General features: G+C 60.7%; 16 protein-coding genes and 1 pseudogene. 7 read left to right on the top strand and 10 right to left on the bottom strand.

What is annotated here, in order from left to right; all coding sequences use genetic code 11:
- The first annotated feature begins 335 nt into the window (after positions 1–335).
- Genes ACZCWR_RS33560 through ACZCWR_RS33545 form a run of 4 tightly spaced genes read left to right on the top strand, consistent with a single transcriptional unit; the run spans position 336 to position 9395 of the window.
- Positions 336–1514 carry an efflux RND transporter periplasmic adaptor subunit gene (locus ACZCWR_RS33560; protein WP_487306389.1) on the top strand — a complete coding sequence of 393 codons (1179 nt, stop codon included), beginning with the start codon at positions 336–338 and terminating at the stop codon, positions 1512–1514.
- Positions 1511–4630: an efflux RND transporter permease subunit gene (locus ACZCWR_RS33555; protein WP_487306388.1), complete on the top strand. Its 3120-nt coding sequence runs from the start codon at positions 1511–1513 to the stop codon at positions 4628–4630. Before ACZCWR_RS33560 ends, ACZCWR_RS33555 begins: the two co-directional genes overlap by 4 nt.
- Positions 4630–7938 carry an efflux RND transporter permease subunit gene (locus ACZCWR_RS33550; RefSeq protein WP_487306387.1) on the top strand — a complete coding sequence of 1103 codons (3309 nt, stop codon included), beginning with the start codon at positions 4630–4632 and terminating at the stop codon, positions 7936–7938. Before ACZCWR_RS33555 ends, ACZCWR_RS33550 begins: the two co-directional genes overlap by 1 nt.
- On the top strand, positions 7935–9395 hold the full coding sequence (locus ACZCWR_RS33545) for an efflux transporter outer membrane subunit (RefSeq protein ID WP_487306386.1): 1461 nt from the start codon (positions 7935–7937) through the stop codon (positions 9393–9395). The genes ACZCWR_RS33550 and ACZCWR_RS33545 overlap by 4 nt, the downstream gene beginning before the upstream one ends.
- Before the next feature lie 868 nt (positions 9396–10263).
- Here the strand turns inward: ACZCWR_RS33545 and ACZCWR_RS33540 are convergent.
- From ACZCWR_RS33540 to ACZCWR_RS33530, 3 genes are all read right to left on the bottom strand, one after another.
- The gene (locus ACZCWR_RS33540) at positions 10264–11490 is read right to left on the bottom strand and encodes an MFS transporter (protein ID WP_487306385.1); all 1227 of its coding nucleotides are present in this window, start codon (positions 11488–11490) and stop codon (positions 10264–10266) included.
- A gap of 61 nt (positions 11491–11551) precedes the next feature.
- Positions 11552–13744 (bottom strand): hybrid sensor histidine kinase/response regulator, encoded by a 2193-nt coding sequence (locus ACZCWR_RS33535; protein WP_487306384.1) that lies wholly within the window; start codon positions 13742–13744, stop codon positions 11552–11554.
- A 312-nt stretch (positions 13745–14056) separates the two neighbouring features.
- Positions 14057–14272, bottom strand: a complete 216-nt coding sequence (locus ACZCWR_RS33530) for a Flp family type IVb pilin (protein ID WP_487306383.1) — start codon at positions 14270–14272, stop codon at positions 14057–14059.
- A gap of 301 nt (positions 14273–14573) precedes the next feature.
- On the opposite strand from ACZCWR_RS33530, the gene ACZCWR_RS33525 reads away from it, so the two are divergent.
- Together ACZCWR_RS33525 and ACZCWR_RS33520 are read left to right on the top strand one after the other, a co-directional pair.
- Positions 14574–15038 carry a hypothetical protein gene (locus ACZCWR_RS33525; protein ID WP_487306382.1) on the top strand — a complete coding sequence of 155 codons (465 nt, stop codon included), beginning with the start codon at positions 14574–14576 and terminating at the stop codon, positions 15036–15038.
- Between the two features lie 270 nt (positions 15039–15308).
- Positions 15309–16043: a Crp/Fnr family transcriptional regulator gene (locus ACZCWR_RS33520; protein ID WP_487306381.1), complete on the top strand. Its 735-nt coding sequence runs from the start codon at positions 15309–15311 to the stop codon at positions 16041–16043.
- A 43-nt stretch (positions 16044–16086) separates the two neighbouring features.
- On the opposite strand, the gene hutG is transcribed toward ACZCWR_RS33520, so the two are convergent.
- From hutG to ACZCWR_RS33505, 3 genes and pseudogenes are all read right to left on the bottom strand, one after another.
- Positions 16087–16896 carry an N-formylglutamate deformylase gene (gene hutG, locus ACZCWR_RS33515; RefSeq protein ID WP_487306380.1) on the bottom strand — a complete coding sequence of 270 codons (810 nt, stop codon included), beginning with the start codon at positions 16894–16896 and terminating at the stop codon, positions 16087–16089.
- Between the two features lie 24 nt (positions 16897–16920).
- Positions 16921–17140 (bottom strand): annotated as a pseudogene (locus ACZCWR_RS33510) (formimidoylglutamate deiminase); the annotation flags it as partial.
- 126 nt (positions 17141–17266) lie between these two features.
- Positions 17267–18058: an IclR family transcriptional regulator gene (locus ACZCWR_RS33505; protein ID WP_487306379.1), complete on the bottom strand. Its 792-nt coding sequence runs from the start codon at positions 18056–18058 to the stop codon at positions 17267–17269.
- A gap of 250 nt (positions 18059–18308) precedes the next feature.
- On the opposite strand from ACZCWR_RS33505, the gene ACZCWR_RS33500 reads away from it, so the two are divergent.
- Positions 18309–18758: an NUDIX domain-containing protein gene (locus tag ACZCWR_RS33500; protein WP_487306378.1), complete on the top strand. Its 450-nt coding sequence runs from the start codon at positions 18309–18311 to the stop codon at positions 18756–18758.
- Between the two features lie 659 nt (positions 18759–19417).
- On the opposite strand, the gene ACZCWR_RS33495 is transcribed toward ACZCWR_RS33500, so the two are convergent.
- The 4 genes from ACZCWR_RS33495 to ACZCWR_RS33480 all read right to left on the bottom strand — a co-directional run bounded on the left by ACZCWR_RS33495 (position 19418) and on the right by ACZCWR_RS33480 (position 23634).
- Positions 19418–19609, bottom strand: a complete 192-nt coding sequence (locus ACZCWR_RS33495; RefSeq protein ID WP_487306377.1) for a hypothetical protein — start codon at positions 19607–19609, stop codon at positions 19418–19420.
- Positions 19610–19619: 10 nt separating this feature from the next.
- Positions 19620–20357 carry an OmpW/AlkL family protein gene (locus tag ACZCWR_RS33490; protein WP_487306376.1) on the bottom strand — a complete coding sequence of 246 codons (738 nt, stop codon included), beginning with the start codon at positions 20355–20357 and terminating at the stop codon, positions 19620–19622.
- A 121-nt stretch (positions 20358–20478) separates the two neighbouring features.
- Complete coding sequence (locus ACZCWR_RS33485) at positions 20479–21216, bottom strand: iron-containing redox enzyme family protein (protein ID WP_487306375.1); 738 nt, start codon at positions 21214–21216, stop codon at positions 20479–20481.
- A 6-nt stretch (positions 21217–21222) separates the two neighbouring features.
- Positions 21223–23634 (bottom strand): EAL domain-containing protein, encoded by a 2412-nt coding sequence (locus ACZCWR_RS33480; protein ID WP_487306374.1) that lies wholly within the window; start codon positions 23632–23634, stop codon positions 21223–21225.
- Between the last annotated feature and the right edge of the window lie 99 nt (positions 23635–23733).

The raw sequence follows: 23733 nt of genomic DNA, 5'->3' as shown, positions 1-23733 counted from the left end.
GTTGAACATGGTTGCACGCTGACAAAAGCCCTGCATTTATTGACCTTCATGTTCATTTCTTACTCGACCCTGACCGCCTTGCCATATCGGCATTCCCTTCCTTACCGAAGCCGTTGAAGCAGTTGTAAAGATACGGCTTACACCGACGCCTTTAATAGTTACCGCACGGCATTTTCGTAACTCGCGCTTTCGCGGGCTCGGTTATTGTCGGCATTGCGCCTCTCGCGTGAATCACGGATCCATCCTGCCGTCGAAGAGGAGAAAGGCATGTCACGCTGTGTTCAATATCGCGTCCGGTGCAACAAGGCACGGGCGCATCATTCCGTGAGGCCAGCATGAGCGACGTGGCGACGCCTCAATCGCCGCCGACTCGCCGTTGGCTGCGTCTGTTGATTGCGATCATCATCATTGCGGCGATCGTGCTTCTGGTGCTGCGTTTGATTCATCGAAAGCCGCCTGCGCGCGCCACGCCCGCGCAAGTCATCAGCGTGGCGAAAGCGATCAATGGCGACATGCCTGAAACGCTCAACGCGCTCGGCACGGTAACGCCTATCTCGACGGTGACGGTCTTGCCGCAACTGAGCGGCTATCTCACGTCCGTGGGCTATCGCGAAGGACAGGATGTCGTCAAAGGGCAATTCCTCGCGCAGATCGATCCGCGTCAATATGAAATCGATAAGGAGCAAGCGCAGGCATCGCTCGCGAAGGATCGTGCATCGCTTGCGCAGGCACGCGCGGACCTCGCGCGCTATCGACGTCTGAACGAGCAGAAGTCGATTGCCGAGCAGACCTTCGCCGATCAGCAGTTCACCGTGCAGCAGGACGAAGCGGCGGTGCAGGTCGATCTCGCGAATATCAAGCAGTTCGAACTTGATCTCACGTATTGCCGCATCGTGGCGCCGGTGTCGGGACGCGTGGGCTTGCGTCTGGTCGATCCGGGCAACTACGTGACGGCATCGAGCGATCCGGGCATTGCCGTCATCACGTCGATGCAACCCACCACGGTGGAATTTACCGTGCCGCAGGATTCGCTCGGCAAGATCCTCGACCGCTTCCAGAGCGGCGCGAAGCTTACGGTCACCGCCATGAGCAGCGACAACACGAAGCAACTCGGCACCGGCACGCTATACGCTATCGGCAATCAGATCACGACGAGCACGGGCACGGTCACCTTGCGCGCTACTTTCGATAATGAAAAGAACGTGCTGTTTCCGAATGAATTCGTCAATGTGAAGCTGCTGGTGGATACCTTGCATGGCGCGTTGCTGGTGCCTACGCCAGCGGTGCAGAGCGGCGCGCCGGGCAATTTCGTCTACCGCGTGAATGCGGATAACACGGTCTCGGTGAACAAGGTCACGCTCGGCGCGAGCGATGGCGCGCATACCGTCATCACCTCGGGACTCCCGGCGAGTGCGACGGTCGTGACCGACGGCATGGACCGTCTGAGCGATGGCGCGAAGATACGCGTATCAACGGGGCGTGCGTCACCTGCATCCGCGGCCAGCGCCTCATGAATCTGTCCCGCCCGTTTATTCTGCGGCCCGTTGCGACATCCTTGCTGATGATCGCAATGGTGCTGGTCGGCTTCGTCGCCATGCATTTTCTTCCGGTATCCTCATTACCGGATGTCGATTATCCGACCATTCAGGTGCAGACCTTCTATCCCGGCGCGAGTCCCGATGTCATGGCGACCACCGTCACCGCGCCGCTCGAAGTGCAACTGGGCGAGATTCCCGGCGTGCAGCAGATGATTTCGTATAGCTCGGAAGGCGCGTCCGTCATCACCTTGCAATTCGACCTGTCGCTGAGTCTGGATGTTGCCGAGCAGGACGTGCAGCAGGCCATCAACGCGGCCAACAGCTATTTGCCGACGGGTCTCCCCGCGCCGCCCACTTACGCGAAGGTCAATCCGGCCGATCAGCCGATCATGACACTCGCCATCACTTCGAAGTCGATGTCGCTCACGCAGTTGCAGGACGTGGCGAACAACCGCCTCGCAACCAAGATTTCGGAAGTGCCGGGCGTGGGTCTGGTGACCGCTGCGGGCGGCAACGTCCCCGCCGTGCGCGTGGAAGCCGACCCGCGCAAACTCGCGGCCTACAACCTGAATATCGACGATCTGCGCACGCTGCTGGCGAACGTCAACGTTAGTCAACCTAAGGGAAATTTCGACGGCCCGGAACTGGACTACACGGTCAATTCGAACGATCAGATCACCGATCCCGCGGACTATCTGAATACCGTCATCGCGTATCAGAACGGGTCGCCGGTCTATCTGCGCGATGTTGCGCGCGCCACCAGCGGCGCGCAGGACTTGGAGCGCGGCGCATGGAGCGGCCGCACGCCCGCCATCGTGCTGAACGTGCAGCGTCAGCCGGGCGCGAACGTGATCGCAACCGTCAATCAGATTCGCAAGGAACTGCCGACGCTCGAAGCGGCCCTGCCTGCGGGCATGCAGGTGAGCGTGGTGTCCGACAGCACGGGCGTGATCCGCGCTTCCGTGCGCGATGCCGCGTGGGAACTCGTGCTCGCGGTGTTGCTCGTCGTCGCGGTTATCTTCGTATTCCTGCGCAATGTGCCCGCCACCATCGTGCCGAGCATCTCGGTGCCGGTGTCGCTCGTCGGCACGCTCGCCGTCATGTACGAACTGCATTACTCGATCGACAATCTCTCGCTGATGGCGCTCATCATCGCGACGGGCTTCGTGGTGGATGACTCCATCGTGATGATCGAAAACGTCGTGCGTTATCTTGAAGAAGGCATGAAGCCACTCGATGCGGCGCTCGCGGGCGCGGGGCAAATCGGCTTCACCATTCTGTCGCTCACGCTCTCGCTGATCGCGGTGCTCATTCCGTTGTTATTCATGGGCGGCGTGATCGGACGCTTGTTCAGCGAATTCGCGGTGACGCTCGCCGTCACGATCGTGATATCCGCCGTGGTGTCCCTTACCGTCGTGCCGATGATGTGCGCGCGCATTCTCCGCGCGCAAGAACAACGCAAGCCCAGCCGTTTCGAGCGCGTGAGCGAGCGTCTCTTCGACAACACGCAAAACGCCTACGAGCGCGGATTACGCTGGGTGCTCGATCATCAGATGTTGACGCTGATTGTCGCGCTCATCACGGTGGCGCTCACGGTGGTGATGTACATCGTCATTCCGAAGGGACTCTTTCCGACGCAGGATGTAGGCGTGATCGAAGGTATCAGCGTGGCGGACAAGGCGGTCTCGTATGCGGCCATGTCCACGCGTCAGGAAGCGCTGGCGGACGCGATCCTTAAAGACCCGGACGTTGTATCGATGACCTCGTATATCGGCATCGACGGGACGAATTCGACGCTGAACAACGGGCGCTTTCTCATCAACCTGAAGGACCGCGATCAACGCTCATCGAGTGCGGCGGAAGTCTCGCGCAGGCTTTCCGAAGAAACCTCGAACGTGGCAGGCATCAAACTCTATGCGCGGCCCGAACAGGATTTGACGCTCGATACTTCGGTCTCGCCGAACGCGTACAAGCTCACGTTGCGCGGACCGAGTCAGCAAGTGCTCGAACGCTACGTGCCTGCGCTTGTGACGAAGATGAAAGCGCTCGGCGATCTCACCGACGTCACAAGTGATCTGGATTCCTACGGTCCCGGCATTCAGGTCGATGTGAACCGCCAACTCGCCGCGCGTTACGGCATCACGCCCGCGACCATCGACAATGCGCTTTACGATGCACTCGGCCAGCGTATCGTATCGACCATCTTTCAGCAGTCGGACCAGCATCGCGTGATTCTGGTGGCCAAGCCCGAATCCATGACGACCATTCAATCGCTCGGCGATCTCTATCTGCCGACGCAAACCGGCACCACGGGACAAGTGCCGTTGCGTCAGATCGCGACGTTGCGTATCACGCAGGCGCCGCTCGTCATCAGCCGGTTGGCGCAGTTTCCGGCGGCGACTGTTTCGTTCAATCTTGCGGCGGGCGCATCGTTGAGCACGGCGGTGAAGCAGATTCGCGCGGCGGAAGATTCGCTGGCCATGCCTGCATCGATCAGCGCGTCGTTCGAAGGCGCGGCGCAGGCGTTCGAAGATTCGTTGTCGAGCGAAGTCTATCTGCTCGTCGCGGCGCTGATTGCGGTGTATATCGTGCTTGGCGTGCTGTATGAAAGCTTCATTCATCCGGTGACGATTCTTTCGACGCTGCCATCCGCCGGCATCGGCGCGTTGCTCGCGTTGATGATCGCGGGAAGCGATCTGGACGTGATCGGCATCATCGGGATCGTGCTGTTGATCGGCATCGTGAAGAAGAACGCGATCATGATGGTGGACTTCGCGCTCGAAGCCGAACGCGAGCACGGCAAGCCGCCGCGTGAAGCGATATTCGAGGCATCGCTGCTGCGGCTGCGGCCCATTCTGATGACCACGTTCGCCGCCATGCTCGGCGCGCTGCCGATGTTGATCGGCACCGGCACGGGTTCTGAATTGCGGCGTCCGCTGGGGCTTGCGATCATCGGTGGTCTCACGGTGAGTCAGGTGCTTACGCTGTTCACGACGCCCGTGATCTATCTCGCGTTCGATCGCGTGGCGCAGCGCGTGCGTGCGCGTCGTGCGGCGAATGCACCGGATGCGGCCAGCGAAGGTGCGCCGTGATGAACCCATCGGCGATCTTTATCAAGCGGCCTGTCGCGACCACGTTGCTGGCGTTTGCGATCGCGTTGTCGGGCTTGCTTGCGGTGTTTCGCTTGCCGGTCGGACCGCTGCCGAACACGGCCTTTCCCGTCATCGTCGTGCAAGCGATGATGGCAGGCGCAAGCCCCGAAACAATGGCCTCGACTGTCGCCGAACCGCTGGAAAAACGCCTCGGCACCATCGCGGATGTGAACGAACTCACATCGATCAATTCGGTCGGCACATCGATGATCGTGATTCAATTTGGCCTGACGCGCGACATCAATGGTGCCGCGCGCGATGTCGAAGCTGCGATTCAGGCCGCGCGTGCCGATCTTCCAACCACATTGCGCAGCAGTCCTACCTATCGTCAGTACAATCCCGCCGAAGCGCCGCTCGCGGTATTGGCGCTTACGTCCGACACACTCACCACGGCGCAGCTATACGATTCCGCCGATTCCGTTATCCAACAACAACTTTCGCAGATCAATGGCGTCGGGCAGATTACCGTGGGCGGCGGCGCGTTGCCTGCGGTGCGCGTGGAATTGCAGCCGGGCAAGCTGAACAGCTACGGCATCGGGCTGGAAGATGTGCGCGCATCGTTGAGCGCGGCGAACGCGGACAGTGCGAAAGGACATATCGATCAAAACGGCGAGCGCTTCGAAGTGCTGTCGAACGATCAGATATCGAAGGCCGCGCCTTATCGCGATCTCGTGATCGCCTATCGCAACAATGCGCCGGTCATGCTGCGCGACGTGGCCGATGTGGTGGACTCGAACGAAAGCATCCGCAATGCAGGGCTTTATAACGGCAAGGCAGCGGTATTGGTGATCGTGTTTCCGCAGCCGGGCGGGAACATCGTGAAGACGGTGGATCAGATACGCAGCGTGTTGCCGTCCATCGAAGCGACCTTGCCCGGGGATGTGAAGGTTCACGTTGCGGTGGATCATTCGCAGTCGGTGCGCGCATCGGTGGGCGATACGGGGCGCACGTTGTTCATAGCGGTGTTGCTCGTGGTGGGCGTGGTATTCGTGTTCCTGCGCTCGCCGCGTTCCGCGCTCATTCCTGCGGTGGCGTTGCCGCTTTCCATCATCGGCACATTCGGTCCGATGTACCTGCTCGGCTACAGCATCGACAATCTTTCACTGATGGCGCTGACCATCGGCACCGGCTTCGTCGTGGACGATGCCGTGGTCGTGCTTGAAAACGTCATGCGTCATATCGAAGCGGGGATGCCGCCGCACGAAGCCGCGTTGCAGGGCAGCAGCGAAGTCGCGTTCACGGTGCTGTCCATGAGCCTCTCGTTGATCGCCGTGTTTCTGCCTATTCTGCTGATGCCCGGCATCGTCGGATTGTTGTTTCATGAGTTCGCGGTCACGCTGTCGATTGCGATCCTCATCTCGCTCGTCGTGTCGCTCACCATTACACCTGCGATGTGCGCCTACGTACTTCGCGATCCGAACGAAAAGCAGCAGAAGCCGCGTTGGATCGATGTACAGTTCGAGCGCTTCACGAACGCGTATTCGCGCTCGCTGACGGCCGTGCTCGATCACTCGCTATTGGTGGTGCTGATTCTGATCGGGCTGATCGTTGCGAATGTCGTGCTGTTTCGTTATGTGCCGTCCACGTTCTTTCCCGAACAGGACAACGGCACGTTGATGGGGCAAATCATCGCGGATCAAAGCATCTCTTTCCCGGCGATGAAGAAAAAGCTCGCGCAATTGCAGGCCATCGTGCAGAAAGATCCGGCGGTGCAGTCAGTTGCGGGTTTCACGGGCGGCCGCGCGCTCAACACCGCGCAGGACTTCATCGCGCTCAAGCCGCTCAGCGAACGGCATGTGTCCGCGCAACAAGTGGTCAACCGCTTGCGTTCGAAACTCGAAGCCGTGTCGGGCGCGCGGCTCTTTCTGATCGCGCAGCAGGACTTGCGCGTCGGCGGACGGCAATCGGCGGCGGAATATCAATACACGCTCACCGCTGACGATGCCGACCAACTCTATAAATGGACGCCCAAACTCGTCGAAGCGCTGTCCAAACATCGCGCGCAACTCGTCGATGTGAATTCGGACCTGCAACAGAACGGCCTGCAAACGATGGTGCAGATTCATCGCGAAACGGCCAAGCGTTACGGCTTCGACCCGAATCAGGTGGACAACGTGCTTTACGATGCGCTCGGCCAGCGCACGGTCTCGACTATTTATAACGCCCTTAATCAATACGCGGTGGTGATGGAAGTTGCACCCGCGTACTGGCAATATCCGCAGCAGCTTGATCGTCTGTATCTCTCGACGGCGGCGGGCAACGCGAATGGCACCGCGCAGACGCAGATGATGAAAAGCACGGTCAGCGGCGTGACGGCGGCTTCAGCCGTGACGGTTGCGTCCGGCAGCGCGTCGTCCACGAATTCAAGTAATACGGATGCCGAAGCAAATACCACGACCAACAGCATTTCGAATTCGAAGGGCGGTGCATCGAGCGGCAGCGCGGACAGCACGTCCGCTGAAACGATGGTGCCGTTGCAGGCGTTGGCGAGCTTCTCCACGAGCCACACGGCCACGCAAGTGAACCATCAAGGCGGACTGGTCGCGGCTACGCTGTCGTTCAACTTGCCTACCAACGGCTCGTTGTCCGCTGCCGGTCAGGCCATTCAACAAGCAAGCGAAGAAATCGGCATGCCCGCATCCATTCATGGTGCGTTTGCGGGCGCGGCGCAGGCCTATTCGCAGTCGATGGGCGCGGTGCCCTTGCTGATCGCGGCGGCGCTCGGCGTGGTGTATCTCGTGCTCGGCATCCTGTACGAGAACACCATTCACCCCATCACGATTCTTTCGACGCTGCCGTCCGCAGGCATCGGCGCGACGCTCGCGCTGCTTATCTTCGGCACGCCGTTTTCTGTCATTGCGATGATCGGCATTATTTTGTTGATCGGTATCGTGAAGAAGAACGGCATCATGATGGTCGATGTCGCGATTCAATTGCAACGCCACGAAGGCGTGGAAGCGCGCATCGCCATTCACGATGCGGCGGTCGTGCGGCTACGCCCGATTCTCATGACCACGCTTGCCGCCGTGCTCGGCGCGGTGCCGCTTGCGATAGGCATCGGGCAGGGCGCGACGCTGCGTCAACCGCTCGGCGTGACCGTGATCGGCGGGCTCATTCTCAGTCAGGTGTTCACGCTTTACACGACGCCTGTGATCTATCTCTATCTGGACCGCGTGCGCGCACGCATCGCGCGCTGGTCCCAACGGCTGCCGTGGAACCGGCGCCCCGCGTCCGAGGCCGCACGATGAAGACCACACCCCTCGCGCGCATGCTTGCGCTCAACGTTCTCACGCTCGTCATGGCGGGATGCGCCGTCGGACCGGATTATCATCGTCCGCTGGTTTCGGTGCCTGCCACGTGGAAGGAACTCGATGGCTGGACCTCCGCGCAGCCGAATGCCGATGCTTTGCCGAAAGGTGACTGGTGGACCGCGTTCAACGATCCGTTGCTGAACGATTTAGAACCGCAAGTGGCCGTATCGAACCAGACCGTGCGCCAGAGTGAGGCCAATTATCGCGAGGCGCTGGCCGAGGTGCGGGAAGCGCGGGCCACGCTGTTTCCGACCATCGGCGTGACGGGCAGCGGCACGCGGCAGCGCGCGGGAACGAGTTCGACCACCAGCGCGTTCACGAACCGTCGCACGGTGAGCAATTCGGCATCGCTCGAAGGGGAAGTGGACTGGGCGCCGGACTTCTGGGGCAAGGTGCGTCGCACGGTGGAAGAAAGAGCCGCCACGGCACAGGCCAGCGAAGCAACGCTCGCGAATGCTACGCTCACCGAACAAGTTGCGCTCGCGCAAGCCGTGATCGATCTGCGCGTGGTCGATGCCAACATCGATTTGTTCGAGCGCACCGTGAAGGCATACACGGAGTCCTTGCGCGTGACGCAGAATCAGTCCGATGCGGGCACCATCGCGCCATCCGATCTCATTACTGCGAAGACTCAGCTCGAGACGGCGCAGTCGAGCCTCATTGCGCTGGGCGTGTCGCGCGCGAAGTATGCGCATGCGATTGCGGTGCTTGTGGGACGCAATCCCGAGGCGCTGGATATCGCACGCGGCGCGACTTTGCCCACGCAGCCCGAGATACCGGCGGGCGTGCCATCCACGTTATTGGAGCGCAGGCCTGATATTGCGGTCGCCGAGCGCGACATGGCTGCGGAGAACGCCGCCATCGGCGTGGCGGTTGCTGCGTACTATCCGACTATTTCGCTCACTGCAATCGCGGGATTTTCTGCATCGCCACTTGCCGGACTCCTGAATATCACGAACTACGTTTGGTCACTCGGCGGCAGCGCAAGCGAAACCATTTTCGATGCAGGCGAACGCAGCGCCGAGGTGGATGCTGCGAAAGCCACCTACGATTCCGCGGTCGCGAATTATCGCGGCACCGTGCTGACGGCGTTCCAAGACGTGGAGGACGATCTCTCCGGCCTGCGTATTCTTGCGCAGCAGCAGACGGCCATCGATCAGGCTGTGACGGATGCGCGGCGCGGCGCGGAAGTCGCGTTGAACGAGTATCAGGCGGGGACGGTGGATTACACGACGGTTGCGACCGCGCAGGCCACGCAATTGAGCAATGAGGAAACGGCGCTTAGTGTGCGGGAATCGCGGTTGATTGATGCGGCGGCGTTGTTTGGCGATCTCGGGGGTGGGTGGTTGGCGCAAGGGCTTTGCGATCCGCGGGAGGGGATTTGCACGAGGTGAGGGTTAATCGTAGATAGTGGCACTTGAGCTTTGTTTTTGCTGTCGTTTTGTCGTGGAAGGGGCTTCTCTTGTTTGTGTCTTTATTGCAGTAGCCGCCTCCCCGGCGGGGGGGTAACTTTCTTTGCTGCTGCAAAGAAAGTCACCAAAGAAAGCAGCCTTTTACCCCATGCACGATGGCTGGAAAGGGTTGGTCTGGATTAACGGAAGCAGTGGCCGCAATAGGACTTGCCACGTATAACTTGCCACTTAGGCAACCTAGCGATTGCGCGCTTGAGTAATCAACGCTTAGTGGACCGCATTCATTCATTCGGCCATGCGCTGCGCGCGCCGAGAGCTTGAGAACGGAATCCCGCAGCCTATTAGCGCCCAGCCACCTCAAAGCTCCCCACAAGATTGCTATTCGGTCCTACCTTGGTTAGTGCTCCGACTAAAAGGTGACTTGCGTTGGTGTGCGTGCTTTGTCCAGAAGCACTTACCAAGGTTGGGCCCAATGGGAGAGGTGCGATGCGGTGTGATGTGGCTGGGCGCTGATACGCTGCGGGATTCCGTTCTTACGTTCTCGGCGCGCGCAGCGCATGGCCGAAAGAATGACTGCGGTCCACTAAGATTCAAGGATTCGAGCGCGAGATCGTTAGGTTGCCCACACGCTTAACGAAACGTGGGACGCCCTATTGCGGCCACTGCATCGTTAATCCAGACCAACCCTCTCCAGCCATCGTGCATGGTGTAAAAAGCTGCTTTCTTTGGTGACTTTCTTTGCAGCAGCAAAGAAAGTTACCCCCCCGCCGGGGAGGCGGCTACTGCAATAAAGACCCAAAAACCAGCAGCCCCTTGCACGACATAAACCCGAACACCAACAAATAAAACCTCAATCCAATTCCACCCCCATAAGCTCAGGAATCAACGCAACAGTGGCAATCACATCAAGCAAATAAACGCACGCCAACCCCGCAATCGCGACACCAAAAGAATGCTTACTAGCAACCGCACCAACGACAAGCGGCCCAAACCCGCCCACCGCACGCCCGATACTCCAAAGCACGTTCTGCGCGGTACTACGCGCATGCGTCGGATAGAGTTCGGCCATCAACGCGCCATAGCCCCCAATCATGCCGTTCACGAACACCCCCATCACCATGCCGCCGATCAGCAGCGCGTCGGGCGTCGTCATGCGCGAATAGACGAAGACCATCACCAGCGCACCGAGTTGATACGCGACGAAGGTAGGCTTGCGGCCGATCCGATCCGCGAGTTGCCCGAAGATCCAGATGCCGACCAGCATCCCGACTATCGATGCCGCCGTCCACGTCGCGGACTTCGCGAGCGTGAAGCCGAAGGCCTTGGTGAGATAACCCGGCATCCAGATGATGAGGCCGTAGTAGCCGAAGTTCTGCACCGAGCACAGCACGATCATGCCGATGCTTCGTCGCGTGGTCTCCCTATCGCGAAATAGCGTTTTCAGCGGGAATTCATGGTGTTTTCTCACCGCGCGTTCGATGAAAATGTCCGGCTCGCCGATGGCTTTTCTAATAACAAACGACAGCACAGCAGGCGCGAGCCCGACCAGAAACATGCCGCGCCAGCCGATATGCGGCAGCAGCACCGGCGTGACGAGCGCGGCGATCAACACGCCGACTTGCCAGCCCATGCCGACATACGACGACACGCGTCCACGCTGATCTGCCGGCCACGCCTCGATGGCGAGCGCCATGCCGATGCCGAACTCACCGCCCAATCCCAGCCCCGCCACGAAGCGATACACGAGCAGGTCGTGATAGCCCGTGGCGAAAGCGCACAGTCCGGTGAAGACGGCGAACAGCAGGATGGTGTACGTAAGCACACGCACGCGTCCGAGATAATCGCTCAGGATGCCGAATAACATACCGCCGACAACGCCGCCAACGAGCGTCCACGTAACGAGCGAACCTGCCTGCGCGGACGTAAGCCCAAGATTCGCCGAAATCAGACTCAGCATGAAGCCGAGTATGAGGAGATCGAAGCCGTCCATCGCATAGCCGGAAACGGATGCAATCAGCGCGCGGAGATGCGGCCTGCCAGCGTTCGTCGCGGCGGGGAGGGAATAGGGGTCGTTCATTTTTGCTTCGCCCATGAGGTCAGTCTTCACATGGGAAGGCATTGTCCTACGCCATAACAAATCACGCGTGCCCTGCACCCCGCATCGGCAAGCCGCCGAGCAACGCTTTCAGATCGTCGATATTGAATGGCTTGGCGAGAATCGCGAAACCGGTGCGGCGCGCTTGTTCGAGCTGATCCGCGTAACCGGTCATCAACGTGACGGGCTGCCTCGGACGCATCGACTTGATCCATTCGGCGAGCTTGATGCCGTCATACGCGCCGGGCATCTGAATATCGGAGAGCACGAGGTCGAATTCGTGGCCCGCTTCGAGCACTTGCAGCGCGGCATCGCCGGAACTTTCATGCTGCGCTTTCCAGCCGAGCACTTCGAGCACGGCGCACAGACCCGCCGCGACTTCCTCGTTGTCTTCGACCAGCAGCACCGTGGACGAGGGCGCATCGCGCGGCTCGCTCGCGACGGGCGGCGCTTCCGTGAGCGCGTCGATTTCGCCGTTCCAGTGCGGCAGATAGATGGTGATGGTCGTGCCATGGCCCCACGCGGATTCGGCGCGCGCATCGCCTGCGGCTTGTTCGGCCATCGCGAGGACTTGCGCGAGACCGAGACCTGCGCCCGCACCGGCGCCCTTGGTCGTGAAAAGCGGCTCGAACGCGTGCCGGGCCACTTCGGGCCGCATGCCGGTGCCATTGTCCTTGCAGGAAATGACCACGTATTCGCCGGGCGCAAGACCATCGTGCGCTTCCGGATAACGCACGTTCGCGCAATGGATGGTGAAGTTGCCGCCATTGGGCATCGCATCCTTCGCATTCACGGCGATGTTGATGAGCGCCGACGTCAGTTCGGTGATGTCCACGCGCACCGGCCATGTCGCGCCCGAGACGCGCGTGGCGAGCGTCACCTTGTCGCCCACGGCGGCGCGCAGCAGCGCATCGGCATCGTCCATCCAGCGGTCCAGCCGCGTCACCTGCATGCGCAAGGGCTGACGGCGCGCGACGCTCATCAGACGCCGCGCGAGCGCCTGCGCATTGGCGGACGCGCGCTCGACCGCCGTCACTTCCTTCTCCAGCCCGTTGAAGCCCTTGCGCCGCGCGATCTCCATGTTGGAGCCGACGACCATCAGCAGATTGTTGAAGTCGTGCGCGACGTTCGCCACCAGCGTGCCGAGCGCGCCCATGCGCTGCATGCGCCGCGTGGCGGCTTCGGCCGTCCGGCGCAGTCCGAGTTCGGCGCGCCAGCTTTGCCACATCGCTTCTTCCGCCTTGAGGCGCTTGAGCGAAAAGACAATGAGCAGCCACAACGCCACGCATGGAATGAGCGCGATGGCACCGATCGAGACATCGCGCCGCCACCACGACAGCCGGATATCGGCGATCGAAAAGCCTGCGGCTGCATAGACGGGATACGCGCCCACGCGGCGAAACGCGGCGAGCTTTTCGTCGTTGTCGAGCGGCGAGACATAGCGTTCGAGGCCCGCCGCGCGGCCGGTCGCGAAGGCATCGGCGAGCACGGAATGGCGCGCGGGCGCATTCGGTGTGGCGAGCGCCGGATAACGCGCCAGCACGCCGCCATCCGCGCGATGCAGCGCCAGCGTGAGCGCCGGATTGTGCGCGGCCATCTCACGATAGAAGTCGATGAGGAAATCGCGCTTGACCGCGACCGAGATCGCGCCGATGAAGCGCCCGTCCTTCGACACGCGTGCCGCCAGCGTGTTGATGATGTCGGTGTTGTTCACGCGTCCGCGCTCCGGCATGGAGACGTGGAACTGCGAGAGCGTGTCGCGCGTGGCGATGAAATCCGCCCGGTCGCCGATGGACACATCCGGCACGGGCATGAAGCGGCTGCTCACCATCAGGCGGCCACGGGCATCGAGCACGGAAAGCGCGGCGATCTGCGGATGACTCTGCACGAGGCTTTCGAGCTGATCGTGCAGCGCTTTTTGGCTGCGCGTGATGGTTTCATCGGTGTGATCGCCCAGCATGGTCTCGACGCGCGAGACCAGTTCGCGGTTGATGCTCAGGACCGTATTGGCCTGTTCGTCGACGATCCGAACGAGCCTTTGCAGCGATTCGCCGGTTTCGGTCAGCGTCCGTTCGTACGTGTAGTAACCATAGAGGCCGAAGAACGCAACCGGAATGACGATGGACGCGACGAGCGCCGCGAAAAGCCGCTTGCGGGCCGCGCGGAAGTCGAGCGGCGGGAGGTTGGGTAAAGGCTCCGCCGCGCCGAATGTTTCGTGTTCTTCTGCTTCATTCATGACGCTGAGCGGGCGCTCGAAGCGTGCAGCGCCGATATCCGAACCAGAGTCTTGAGCGGCATGGCGCCGGGCGGGATTCTCCCGTCTTTTCCGGCGGTCGGTGAAATATTCTGAGGATTTACATTAACACGCGCGCAATGAAATGTCCCGCACGAACGTACAAGCAAGCGATACGCATCAGTCTTCCGGTTCTTCTGGAAGTTCGGCCTGGGGCGCCACGGCGGCGGGCATGCTGGCAAAGACCAGCGCGCCCAGCGCGACCAGCGCAAAGAAGATAGCGTTCAACACGACGAAAGCCGCAGCCAGATTCGCTCAGTGCTTGAGCGTCGTGCTGATGCTGTTGAACACGGACGTGATCTGAGTGGCCACGCCGGTGACGGCGGTCATGATGCCAAGCGAGAGCACGCCCGCGATCAGTCCATATTCGATGGCGGTGATGCCGCGCGAGTCGGCCAGAAAATACTTGATGAGGCGCATGGTGAGTTCTCGGTTTCTGAAGCGATTGTTGTTGTCGGCGAGCGTTCGCATCGTCTTCCGCGTTGCTCGGATCACGGACCTCTCAGCTATCCGTGGGCAATGTTGTGTGCGGTGACGAAATGCGCCTGCTTGCGCTCGCCGTCATTCATCGACCAAGGGCACGGTGATGGGCCGCTTCGTCGTGAATGCGTTATAGGCCGGTCAGGGCCGTGTTTGTTTTACGGCAACCCGATGGAGGGCTTTAGAAAGATTAGGTAAATTTAGCTTGGTTGATTGTATGAAGAAGCAAGAAATGCCGGATCAGCAGCGGGCTTCTTGTCGTACATGAACTTGGTTTTGGGTGCTTCGAAAAATGCCGAATGTGGTCGATCACACGGTATTACTGACCTTAGTTCTGAAGATTCGACAGCAGAATCGGCCACATTTGCTGCAGTTTGCGCCATCTCTGACGCCATTCGTCTGCGTAGATCCACCGAAGATGTACGCGATGCAACATTTTTCGATGGTCCCCTTCTGCCGTTCCGCCAGCGCCATGAAAACCCGGTGGAAAGCCCGCAAGCCCTTGCGCAACGGGCCTTCCGCCGGTTTAAACGCGATTACCGCTCCGTTTGCTGTCAGACCGATGAACACGGCTGCAACGTTTTTCGCACAGGCCTGCAGAAAGCTTTTCATGCAGCGAAAAATCCGACCGCGCGGACGGCCAGACCTTGTCAAAACCGACGAAACGCTTGCTGGACAAGCTTTCGGTCAGAAGAAACCGGTCGTGCTTCAGCGTGGAGTCGGAACGGACACCAATCCACCGACCTTTCACGTTTGAATCAAATTCGCACGGGGCAGGTTGGTGCGCCACGGCACACGGGGGACGTGCCCTTGCAAACATTGGGTCTGACATGACCTGGCACGGCTCTCGCTTATAGAGCATCCAAGCAAGGTTTCACCGCGAAACACAAACACAACGACGGTGATGCCTGCTACGGGGCTGGTTGCAGCAGGTTTCGATGAACGCCGCTAGATGCCTTCACGAAGCCTGCTGCGAACCAGTAAAAAAAGCGGCGCGATGCGCCATGAAAAGACAAGAGCGAAGACCATGTTGACCCTCCAATCCGATTTGCACGGCAACCATCTGTTGGGCGCGCTTCCGGCGCACGAGTGGCAAGCCATCGCACCGCATCTCGAACTCGTTCAATTGCGCACCGAGCAACTGCTGTGCGATTCGGGCCAGCGCATCCATCACGTGTATTTCCCGACGACGGCCATCGTCTCGCTGCTGCACACGATGGAAGACGGCGGCTCGGTGGAAGTGGCGGCGGTGGGTCGCGAAGGCATGACGGGCGTGCCGGTGCTGACGGGCGGCGACACCATGCCGACGCGCGTTCAGGTTCAGTGTGCAGGCACGGCGTACCGCATCAGCGCGGGTGCATTGCGTGAGCACTTCGGACGTTCGGACTTCTTCCGCCGCATCATGCTGCTGTACATGCAAGCCCTGCTGACGCAAGTCGCGCAAACGGCTGCCTGCAACCGCCATCATTCGCTGTCGAAGCAACTGGCGCGCTGGCTCCTGATTCAGACGGACCGCACCCCGTCGGATCAACTTCGCGTCACGCAGCAAATGATCGCGGACATGCTCGGCGTGCGTCGCGAAGGCGTGACCGAAGCAGCGGGCAAGCTGCATGACGCGGGTCTGATCCATCACAGCCGTGGTTGCATCAAGGTGCTCGACCGCGCGGCGCTCGAAGCCAACGCGTGCGAATGCTACGGCATCGTCAAGCGTGAATTCGATCGCATTCTGCCGCGCATGCGTCAGGTCGAAGCGATTGCCTGAACCCGAAGCCACGCGGTAGAAGCAAAAAAGCAGCAGAAGGACTTCAGCGAGCGGACGCGTTCATGCCGATGACCACATCGAGCGCGCCGCTCACCATGTCCCGCAGCACCGGCTCCACGTTTCTCGCGACATCCGGCAGATATTCGAACGGCGCGTGTTCGTCCATGTAAGTGGACTGGCACATCTCAAGCTGAACGGCGTGCACGCCGTCCTGTGGCGCGCCGTAATGCCGTGTGTTGTAGCCGCCCTTGTAGCGTCCGTTGGCGATCCACGTATAAGCACTCGCGGATGCGGCCTTGAGCACCGCTTCCTGTACTTGAGGTGCCGCCGTGCGTCCGTCCTGCGTGCCGATGTTCAGGTCCGGCAATTTGCCTTCGAAAAAACGCGGCAGCACGCTCGCGATGGAGTGCGCTTCCCACAGCAGCACATTGGCATGCTGCGCGCGCAGCCGCTGCAACTCCAGACGCAACGCGTCGTGATACGGCTGCCAGTAAGCGGCCACGCGGCGCTCGCGCTCGCTGAAATCCGGCACGCATCCTTCGCGATACAACGGCTTGCCACGAAAGGTTTCCGTCGGACAGAGCGAGGTCGTCGTCTGTCCGGGATACAGGCTTTCGTCGTTCGATGGCCGGTTCAAATCGATCACATAGCGCGACACGCGCGCACCGAGGATGGTCGCGCCGAGCGTCTGCGCGAACGCATAGAGACGGTCGAGATGCCAGTCGGTATCGGCGACGGTGAGGGCGATATCCGTATAGCGGTCGCGCACGGACTCGGGAATCTGCGTGCCGAGGTGAGGAATCGAGATCAGCAGCGGCGCATTGCCGCGTTCCAGGGTGAAAAGATCGCTCATAGCTTGTTTCCGAAGGGCTTGAATTCAGGCGCGCGCAAGCAGATGCCGCAGCGCGCGGCGATAGTCGTCGTAAAGGCGCGTTTCGTCGCGATGGCGTCGTCGATGCACCACGCGCTCGCCGCCGACGTGGACATCGAGCACGGGTATATCGCCATGTTCGCAGAATACGGTGGATGAGAGCCACGTGCCGGGCGTTTGCTCCGCGAGATTCGGATGCCGGGTCGAGCACGATCCAGTCTGCGCGTGACGTTTGTGAGCGTGCTGCATCGTTCCATTCGAGCAGGACGTCGCGCTGCCTGCCATCGGGCAACAATGCATGCGCGGCGAACAGGGCGCGGGTTGGCGGATTCATCGATTCGTCTCTCATCTCTTAGGTAGTTTGCAGCTTCGCGGAGATCGCCTGCGCGGTGCGCACGGTCCAGTCCGTCAACTGACGTTCGCGGCCGGCGGCGCGCGAAGAAGGCGCCATCAAGGTGATCGATGCACTCGCCGCCATCGCCCGTCCCGCGCGGCGAAACACGGGCGCGCTCACGCCCCACACGCCGGGATCGACTTCGCTCTCGGTGATCGCATGGCCGCGTTTGCGGATGCGCTGAAGTTCCGCTTCGAGCGCGGCGCGCGGTTCGGCATCGCCGGGAAACTGTCGGTCGAGCGTATCGCGGCGCGCCTGATCGGACATGAAGGCCAACAGCGATTTCGCCGATGCACCCGCGGTGAGCGGCACCGCGCGGCCTTTCTCGAACGAGCAGCGCAGCGAGAACGTGCTTTCCACCATCTCCAGACAAATCACCTGATCATTCACCGCCGCGACAAGTCCGACGCTTTCTCGCGTCGTGCGCGCGAGTTCGGCCATGCTTTCGCGGCTCGCTTCGATCAGATGCGAGTTTGCATCGAAACTCATGGCGAGTTGCAGGCTGACCGGCCCCGGTGCGTAGTAGCCCGCATCTTCCGTGACGAAGCCCCAGCGTCTGAGCAGCGCGATTTGCCGATACAGCGTGCTTTGCGCAAGACCCGTCGCGGCGAGCATGTCCTTGACGGACATGGCGCGGCCCTCACGCGCGAGCGCGCTCAACACGAGCAGCAAACGCTCGGCTCCGGTGACGTTCGATTCCTGACTCAATGGCTTGTGTGGCGCGCGCGGGTTGATCGGTCTTCTCAGCATGCCATAACGCTCCCGCTTGGCAAAAATCGCGTTCTCATCTGGTGAGAATTCATGAGCGTGATTCCTCTGTCCAAGAAAAATAAACGCGCACATGTGCCCTAAGGCACAAATGAAGCATCCGCATGGGACCTGCACGAATTGCGAATCGTTTTGTCGGCTGCGAAAATGTGTCCCTGTGTTGAATGTCAATCCGGGGGCGTTTTGGTTCCGTTTCGATGAAACGACGAAGCCACAACAAGGGAGACGGGGGATGAGATTACGGGCGACGGTGCTGCTGACGCGGCGTCACGCGGTTTTGCTGGTGAGAGAACGCGGCGGGCCGTGGCTTTTGCCGGGCGCGACAGTGGAACTGGATGAACTCGCGATGGTGGCGGCGGTGCGCGCGCTGTATCGCGATACGGGCGTGGAGGCGAGTGCGGCGGCCTTCATGTTCCAGCAAGGTTCGGCGCAGCACATGCATAGCGTGTATCGCGTCGCTATTCCGGATGATATCGATCCTTATCCGAATCCTTTGGGCGATTATGAAGAGGTGCGGTGGGTGGATTCTGCGCAGCTTGGCAGTATTCCGGTTAGTCCTGGTACGCGGGCGATTTTGAATCGTGCGATGGGGCCGGGGGGTGGGGTTGTTGAGGATACGCGCACTTCGTGGAAGCCGAATGGGCTTCGGGCGCGGGCTTATACGGATTATTGGAAGCCTTGAGGTTTGGTTTTTTTATGTCGTGGAAGGGGCTGCTGGTTTTTGTGCTTTTATTGCAGTAGCCGCCTCCCCGGCGGGGGGGTAACTTTATTTGCTGCTGCAAAGAAAGTCACCAAAGAAAGCAGCTTTTTACCCCATGCGCGCTGGCTGGAGAGGGTTGGTCTGGATTAAGCGATGCAGTGGCCGCAATAGGACTGTCCACGCATAACGAGCCACTTAGGCAACCTTGCGATTGCACGCTCGAATCATCAACGCTCAGTGGACCGCATTCATTCATTCGGCCATGCGCTGCGCGCGCCGAGACAGTAAGAACGGAATCCCGCAGCCTATAAGCGCCCAGGCACCTCACGCTTCTCCGCAAGATTGCTATTCGGCCCTACCTTGGTTAGTGCTCCGACAAAAGGTGACTTGCGTTGGTGTACGAGCTTTGCCCAGAAGCGCTTACCAAGGTTGGGCCCAATGGGAGAGGTGCGATACGGTGTGATGTGGCTGGGCGCAGATACGCTGCGGGATTCCGTTCTAAAGCTCTCGGCGCGCGCAGCGCATGGCCGAAAGAATGACTGCGGTCCACGAAGGCAAAAGAGTTCGAGCGCGAAATCGCGAGGTTGCCCATACGCTTAAGCGACCACGGAAAGTCCTATTGCGGCCACTGCATTGTTAATTCAGACCACACTTTCCAGCCATCGTGCATGGGGTAAAAAGCTGCTTTCTTTGGTGACTTTCTTTGCAGCAGCAAAGAAAGTTACCCCCCCCGCCGGGGAGGCGGCTACTGCAATAAAAGCCCAACCAACAGCAGCCCCTTCCACGAAATAAAGACAGCAAAACAAAAACACCCCAAGCCCCAGCGCGCTCAAACAAGAAACCTCAAAACGTATAACCCACCGAAAGAAAAGTAACGATCGGATCAAGCTTGATCTTAGACTCACTCCGCACGGTGCCAACAGCCGAATTAGTAGTAAGCGTGGCACGCGCCTTCAACCACATATACGACACCGAAAACGCCGCCGACCAATGCTTGGTAAAGTTATACGACATACCCGCATTCACAACCGGCGCAAACGAATTGCTGATATGCGCGCTCGTCGGACCAGTCAAAAGACCGCCGGTCTGCGGCGAATAAAGAAACGCCCCCTGCGACATCTGCGAACTCAGCTTCACATCCGAGAACCACACATACGATGCCCCCGCGCCAAGATACGGACGGAACTTGCTCTGCGAACTCAGGAAGTAATACTTGAGCAGCAGCGTCGGGCTCCATTCACGCGCATTACCGAGTTCGCCGAGCGGCCCGAGCGTGCCTTCGCCATCGAGATGAAACTTGGGCGGCACGCCGAACACGCCTTCAGCCGCGATGTGATCGGTAATGAAATACTGCAACGTCAGCCCGAACGTGTCGGCGTTGCTGACGTTCGCGCCCGAGCCCGTCGCGGTCGTGGTCTGACCCAGCGCCGTGACCTTGAACGGTTCGCTCGAATCCTGCGGCGCGAAGTGCATCCAGCCCGCGTTGATCTGGAAATCGCCCGCCGATTGCGCATGCGCCAGCGATGCGCCCATCACACCCAGCGCCGCCATGGCCGCGCATGCAAATCGTTTCAGCTTCATTCGTTTCTTCTCTTTCGTTCGTAAATCAAACGGTCATGGGCGAACGCTTCCGCGCGACGCGGGCGGAATGCTTCACGTCACGAATGGCGCAACAGGAGACGAGCGACGAAACCGTTTGCCTTTACAGGCAGCAGTCGAGGCTCACCTTGAAAAACTCGTAGCTCATCTGGATGCTGCGTTTGACCGCATGCACCTCATCGACGCCCGGCGCATTGCCGAGCAGTGTCGCCACGATTTCGAGCGCTTCCCAAGGGTGCGCGTCGTCGTAATGCGCGTGCAGACTGAGCCAGCGCATGGCCTTGCGCCGCATCGGCGCGGAAAAGCTGTTGGCATACGTATCGGTGCTGCATACGAGCGTGGACCATTCGCCGGTCACGCCTTCGATGGCGAAGTTCGTCGCGGCGATGCTCGCGGCCAGCGAATCGCCGCTGCTGCTTTTCCAGCACCAGTGCGACAGCGCGAGCGCCATCGCCGGCGCATTGCCCTTCATGAGCGCGCGCTTGGATACTTCATGCGCCAGCGCCCAGTCCACCCAATAATCCGCGTGATTCTGTTCGACGCGGATATTGCGCGTCAGATAACGCCGCGCGAGGTCCTCGCCGCGCGAATGTCCATAACGCAGCTTCTGAAGATTCATCGCCATGTACTGCGGAAACTGCTCGACGACCGGCCAGCCGTTGACGAGAAACGCCTCGGCCTGACGCTGCGTGAGTTGAGCCTCGCGCATCAGGGCGAAGATCGGATGGCCGACCACGGTCTGCTTCACCTCTTCGGTCTCGGCGAGCACGTCGCCGAGCCAGGCGGGATAGCTCGCGATAGCCTTCAGATCGCCAACCCGCTGAAAAGTGGGATCCAACATCTCCTCCTACGTGATTGCGAGAAATTCGACGTTTTGCGCCCAGAGCGCGGGCCGGCCGACGTGAAAGCCCTGAACGAAGTCCACGCCCATCGTGCTCAGCGAACGCAGGATCGCTTCGCTTTCGACGTACTCCGCGATGGTTAGTCGTCCCATCGAATGGCCGATGTCGTTGATCGCCGCCACCATGTCTCGGTTGACGGCATCCTTGAGCATGTCTTTAATGAATCCACCGTCGATCTTGATGTAATCCACCGGCAAATGCTTCAGGTATCCGAACGAAGACATGCCCGCGCCGAAATCATCGAGCGAGAACTTGCAGCCGCGCTTCTTGAGTTCGCGGATAAAGCGCGCGGCGGCGGCGAGATTGGCAACCGCCGTGGTTTCGGTGACTTCGAAGCAGATCGATTCGGCGGGCACCTGCGTCTGGTCGAACTGATCGGTCAGAAACTGCAGAAAGCGTTCGTCGCCGATGGACGCGCCCGACAGGTTGATCGCGTACTGCATGCCTTCGGGGTTGCCGGTGCGGCTCAAAGTCGCGAACACGGCACGCACCACCCAACGGTCGATGGCGGACATCAGGCCGTATCGCTCGGCGGCGGGCATGAAGAAGTTGGGCGAGACGATCTTGCCGCCATCGCCCACCATGCGCAGCAAAATTTCGACGTGTCCGGGATGCGTGTCGTCGCCTTCCCGTACCGCGCGAATTTCCTGCGCGTAGAGGCAGAAGCGATTGTTCGCCAGCGCATCCTTGATGCGTCCGCACCACGACATGGCGCTGGCGTGACGCGTCAGTTCCTTGTCGCCACGCACGGCCAGATGCACGCGGTCGCGGCCGCGTTCTTTCGCGAGATAGCAGGCGATATCGCCGAAACGCATGGCCGTTTCCATGTCGAGGCCGCGCAAATCGACCAAGCCGATGCTTACGCTGGTGGAGAGCGTATGCGTCTCGCACGACCATTCGAACGCGGCGACTTCCTGCCGCAACCGTTCCGCGATGATGACCGCAGTCTGTTCATCGCATTCGGACATGAGCGCGGCGAACTCGTCGCCGCCCAGACGCGCGAGCGAGTCTTCCTCGCGCAGACATTTCTTGATGAGCGCGGCCAGTTCGCGCAGCATCGTGTCGCCGGCGGCGTGGCCGTAGGTATCGTTGACGACCTTGAACTGGTCGAGGTCGAGCATCATCAGCATGCAGGGACGCTGCGCGCTTTCGAGAATGCCCGCCTGCGCATCGAGCGAGGCATGCAGACGCCGCTCGAACTCGGTGCGGTTGAGCAGGCCCGTCAGGCCATCGTGCGAGGCCTGCCACGAGAGGTTCGACACGTACTCGCGTTCGCGCGCCATGTTGCGCAGAAGCAGCACGACGCCGGTGAGTGTTTCGGAAGTGTCGTGAACGACCGAAGTGATTGCCTGCACCACGGTTTCCGTGCCCTGCACGTTGGTGAGCACGAGGTCCGCGCCGGGGTCCGTCTGATCGGTGCCGCGCAGCGCCTGTTCGATCAGGTCCACCGGACGCCGGTCCCATTCGCGCACGATGGAGACCAACGCCGTGAGCGGACGATTCACGCAGGTCGCGGCATCGCGGCAAAACAGGCGCTCGGCCACCGGGTTGATGAACTCGACGAGACCCGTCGGCCCGACCGAAATGACCGCCTCGCCGATGGAACCGAGCGTGGCCTTCGCGCGCGCCTCGCTGCGCCGCAACGCGTGTTCGGTCGCGAGCCGCGCGGTGATGAAGCGGCGCGCGTACCACACGGACAACGACACCAGCAGCACCGCGACCAGCACATTGATGCCGAACAGCAGCAAGGCGGTTTGCCGGAACGCCGCGCCGAGGACATCAGCGAAAGCGCGCGAGATCGGCGCGATCGATGCGTTGATGTTCCACACCTCGCCCGTCAGATGTTCGACCTCGACGCGCGCGGTCTTGCCCGCAGCCTTGGCGGCGCGCAATTCGGCGGCGGCGGTGGTGAGTTGTTCGACGAGTGCATCGCCGCGCGTCCAGTAGGCGACGGCCTGCTCGAAATAGCTCGCGCGGCGGAAGGTGCGGAAGACCCAGATGACCGAGCTGACATCGGCGGGATAAACGCCGCTTTCCAGCAGCGCGGTGCGGGCGGTGGCTTCATCCGGCTGCGGACGATCGAGCGCGAGCCGCGCGCGCTTGAGGTTCAGCGGAATGGCGATCGCGCCTTCGTACTGGCGAAACGCGTTTTCGTCGCCGGTCTGCGCATAGCGGATGAGGTAGAACACCGCGTCCTTCTGCCCCTTCGACCACGTACTTTCGCCGCCGATGTACGCGCGCACCGACGACATGATCGACAGACTGGTCGCGACGAGCGCGAGCAGCGACACCACGACCGCCACGAACGGCCAGGTAGTCTTGAACAACTGTCGATTCGTCTTCGAGGCCGCTGGCATGTCGAGCCTTCTTGGTCGTCGGTTTTGCGGGCGGGGTTGGGTGCATCGGCCGGATGATCCGGCCGGCGAATTCTTGTCCCTTCGATTGATAACGGCGTG

It is taken from the genome of Caballeronia sp. A2-2 (genome assembly GCF_057612605.2).
Note: the sequence above shows the minus strand (reverse complement) of the source record. Positions and strands in the feature narration are given on the sequence as shown.

What these genes read in the sequence shown, in the direction of transcription:
- ACZCWR_RS33560 (WP_487306389.1), top strand. Translation starts at nt 336, where the DNA reads ATGAGCGACGTGGCGACGCCTCAATCGCCGCCGACTCGCCGTTGGCTG.
- ACZCWR_RS33555 (WP_487306388.1), top strand. Translation starts at nt 1,511, where the DNA reads ATGAATCTGTCCCGCCCGTTTATTCTGCGGCCCGTTGCGACATCCTTG.
- ACZCWR_RS33550 (WP_487306387.1), top strand. Translation starts at nt 4,630, where the DNA reads ATGAACCCATCGGCGATCTTTATCAAGCGGCCTGTCGCGACCACGTTG.
- ACZCWR_RS33545 (WP_487306386.1), top strand. Translation starts at nt 7,935, where the DNA reads ATGAAGACCACACCCCTCGCGCGCATGCTTGCGCTCAACGTTCTCACG.
- ACZCWR_RS33540 (WP_487306385.1), bottom strand. Translation starts at nt 11,490, where the DNA reads ATGAACGACCCCTATTCCCTCCCCGCCGCGACGAACGCTGGCAGGCCG.
- ACZCWR_RS33535 (WP_487306384.1), bottom strand. Translation starts at nt 13,744, where the DNA reads ATGAATGAAGCAGAAGAACACGAAACATTCGGCGCGGCGGAGCCTTTA.
- ACZCWR_RS33530 (WP_487306383.1), bottom strand. Translation starts at nt 14,272, where the DNA reads ATGCGAACGCTCGCCGACAACAACAATCGCTTCAGAAACCGAGAACTC.
- ACZCWR_RS33525 (WP_487306382.1), top strand. Translation starts at nt 14,574, where the DNA reads ATGCCGAATGTGGTCGATCACACGGTATTACTGACCTTAGTTCTGAAG.
- ACZCWR_RS33520 (WP_487306381.1), top strand. Translation starts at nt 15,309, where the DNA reads ATGTTGACCCTCCAATCCGATTTGCACGGCAACCATCTGTTGGGCGCG.
- hutG (WP_487306380.1), bottom strand. Translation starts at nt 16,896, where the DNA reads ATGAGCGATCTTTTCACCCTGGAACGCGGCAATGCGCCGCTGCTGATC.
- ACZCWR_RS33505 (WP_487306379.1), bottom strand. Translation starts at nt 18,058, where the DNA reads ATGCTGAGAAGACCGATCAACCCGCGCGCGCCACACAAGCCATTGAGT.
- ACZCWR_RS33500 (WP_487306378.1), top strand. Translation starts at nt 18,309, where the DNA reads ATGAGATTACGGGCGACGGTGCTGCTGACGCGGCGTCACGCGGTTTTG.
- ACZCWR_RS33490 (WP_487306376.1), bottom strand. Translation starts at nt 20,357, where the DNA reads ATGAAGCTGAAACGATTTGCATGCGCGGCCATGGCGGCGCTGGGTGTG.
- ACZCWR_RS33485 (WP_487306375.1), bottom strand. Translation starts at nt 21,216, where the DNA reads ATGTTGGATCCCACTTTTCAGCGGGTTGGCGATCTGAAGGCTATCGCG.
- ACZCWR_RS33480 (WP_487306374.1), bottom strand. Translation starts at nt 23,634, where the DNA reads ATGCCAGCGGCCTCGAAGACGAATCGACAGTTGTTCAAGACTACCTGG.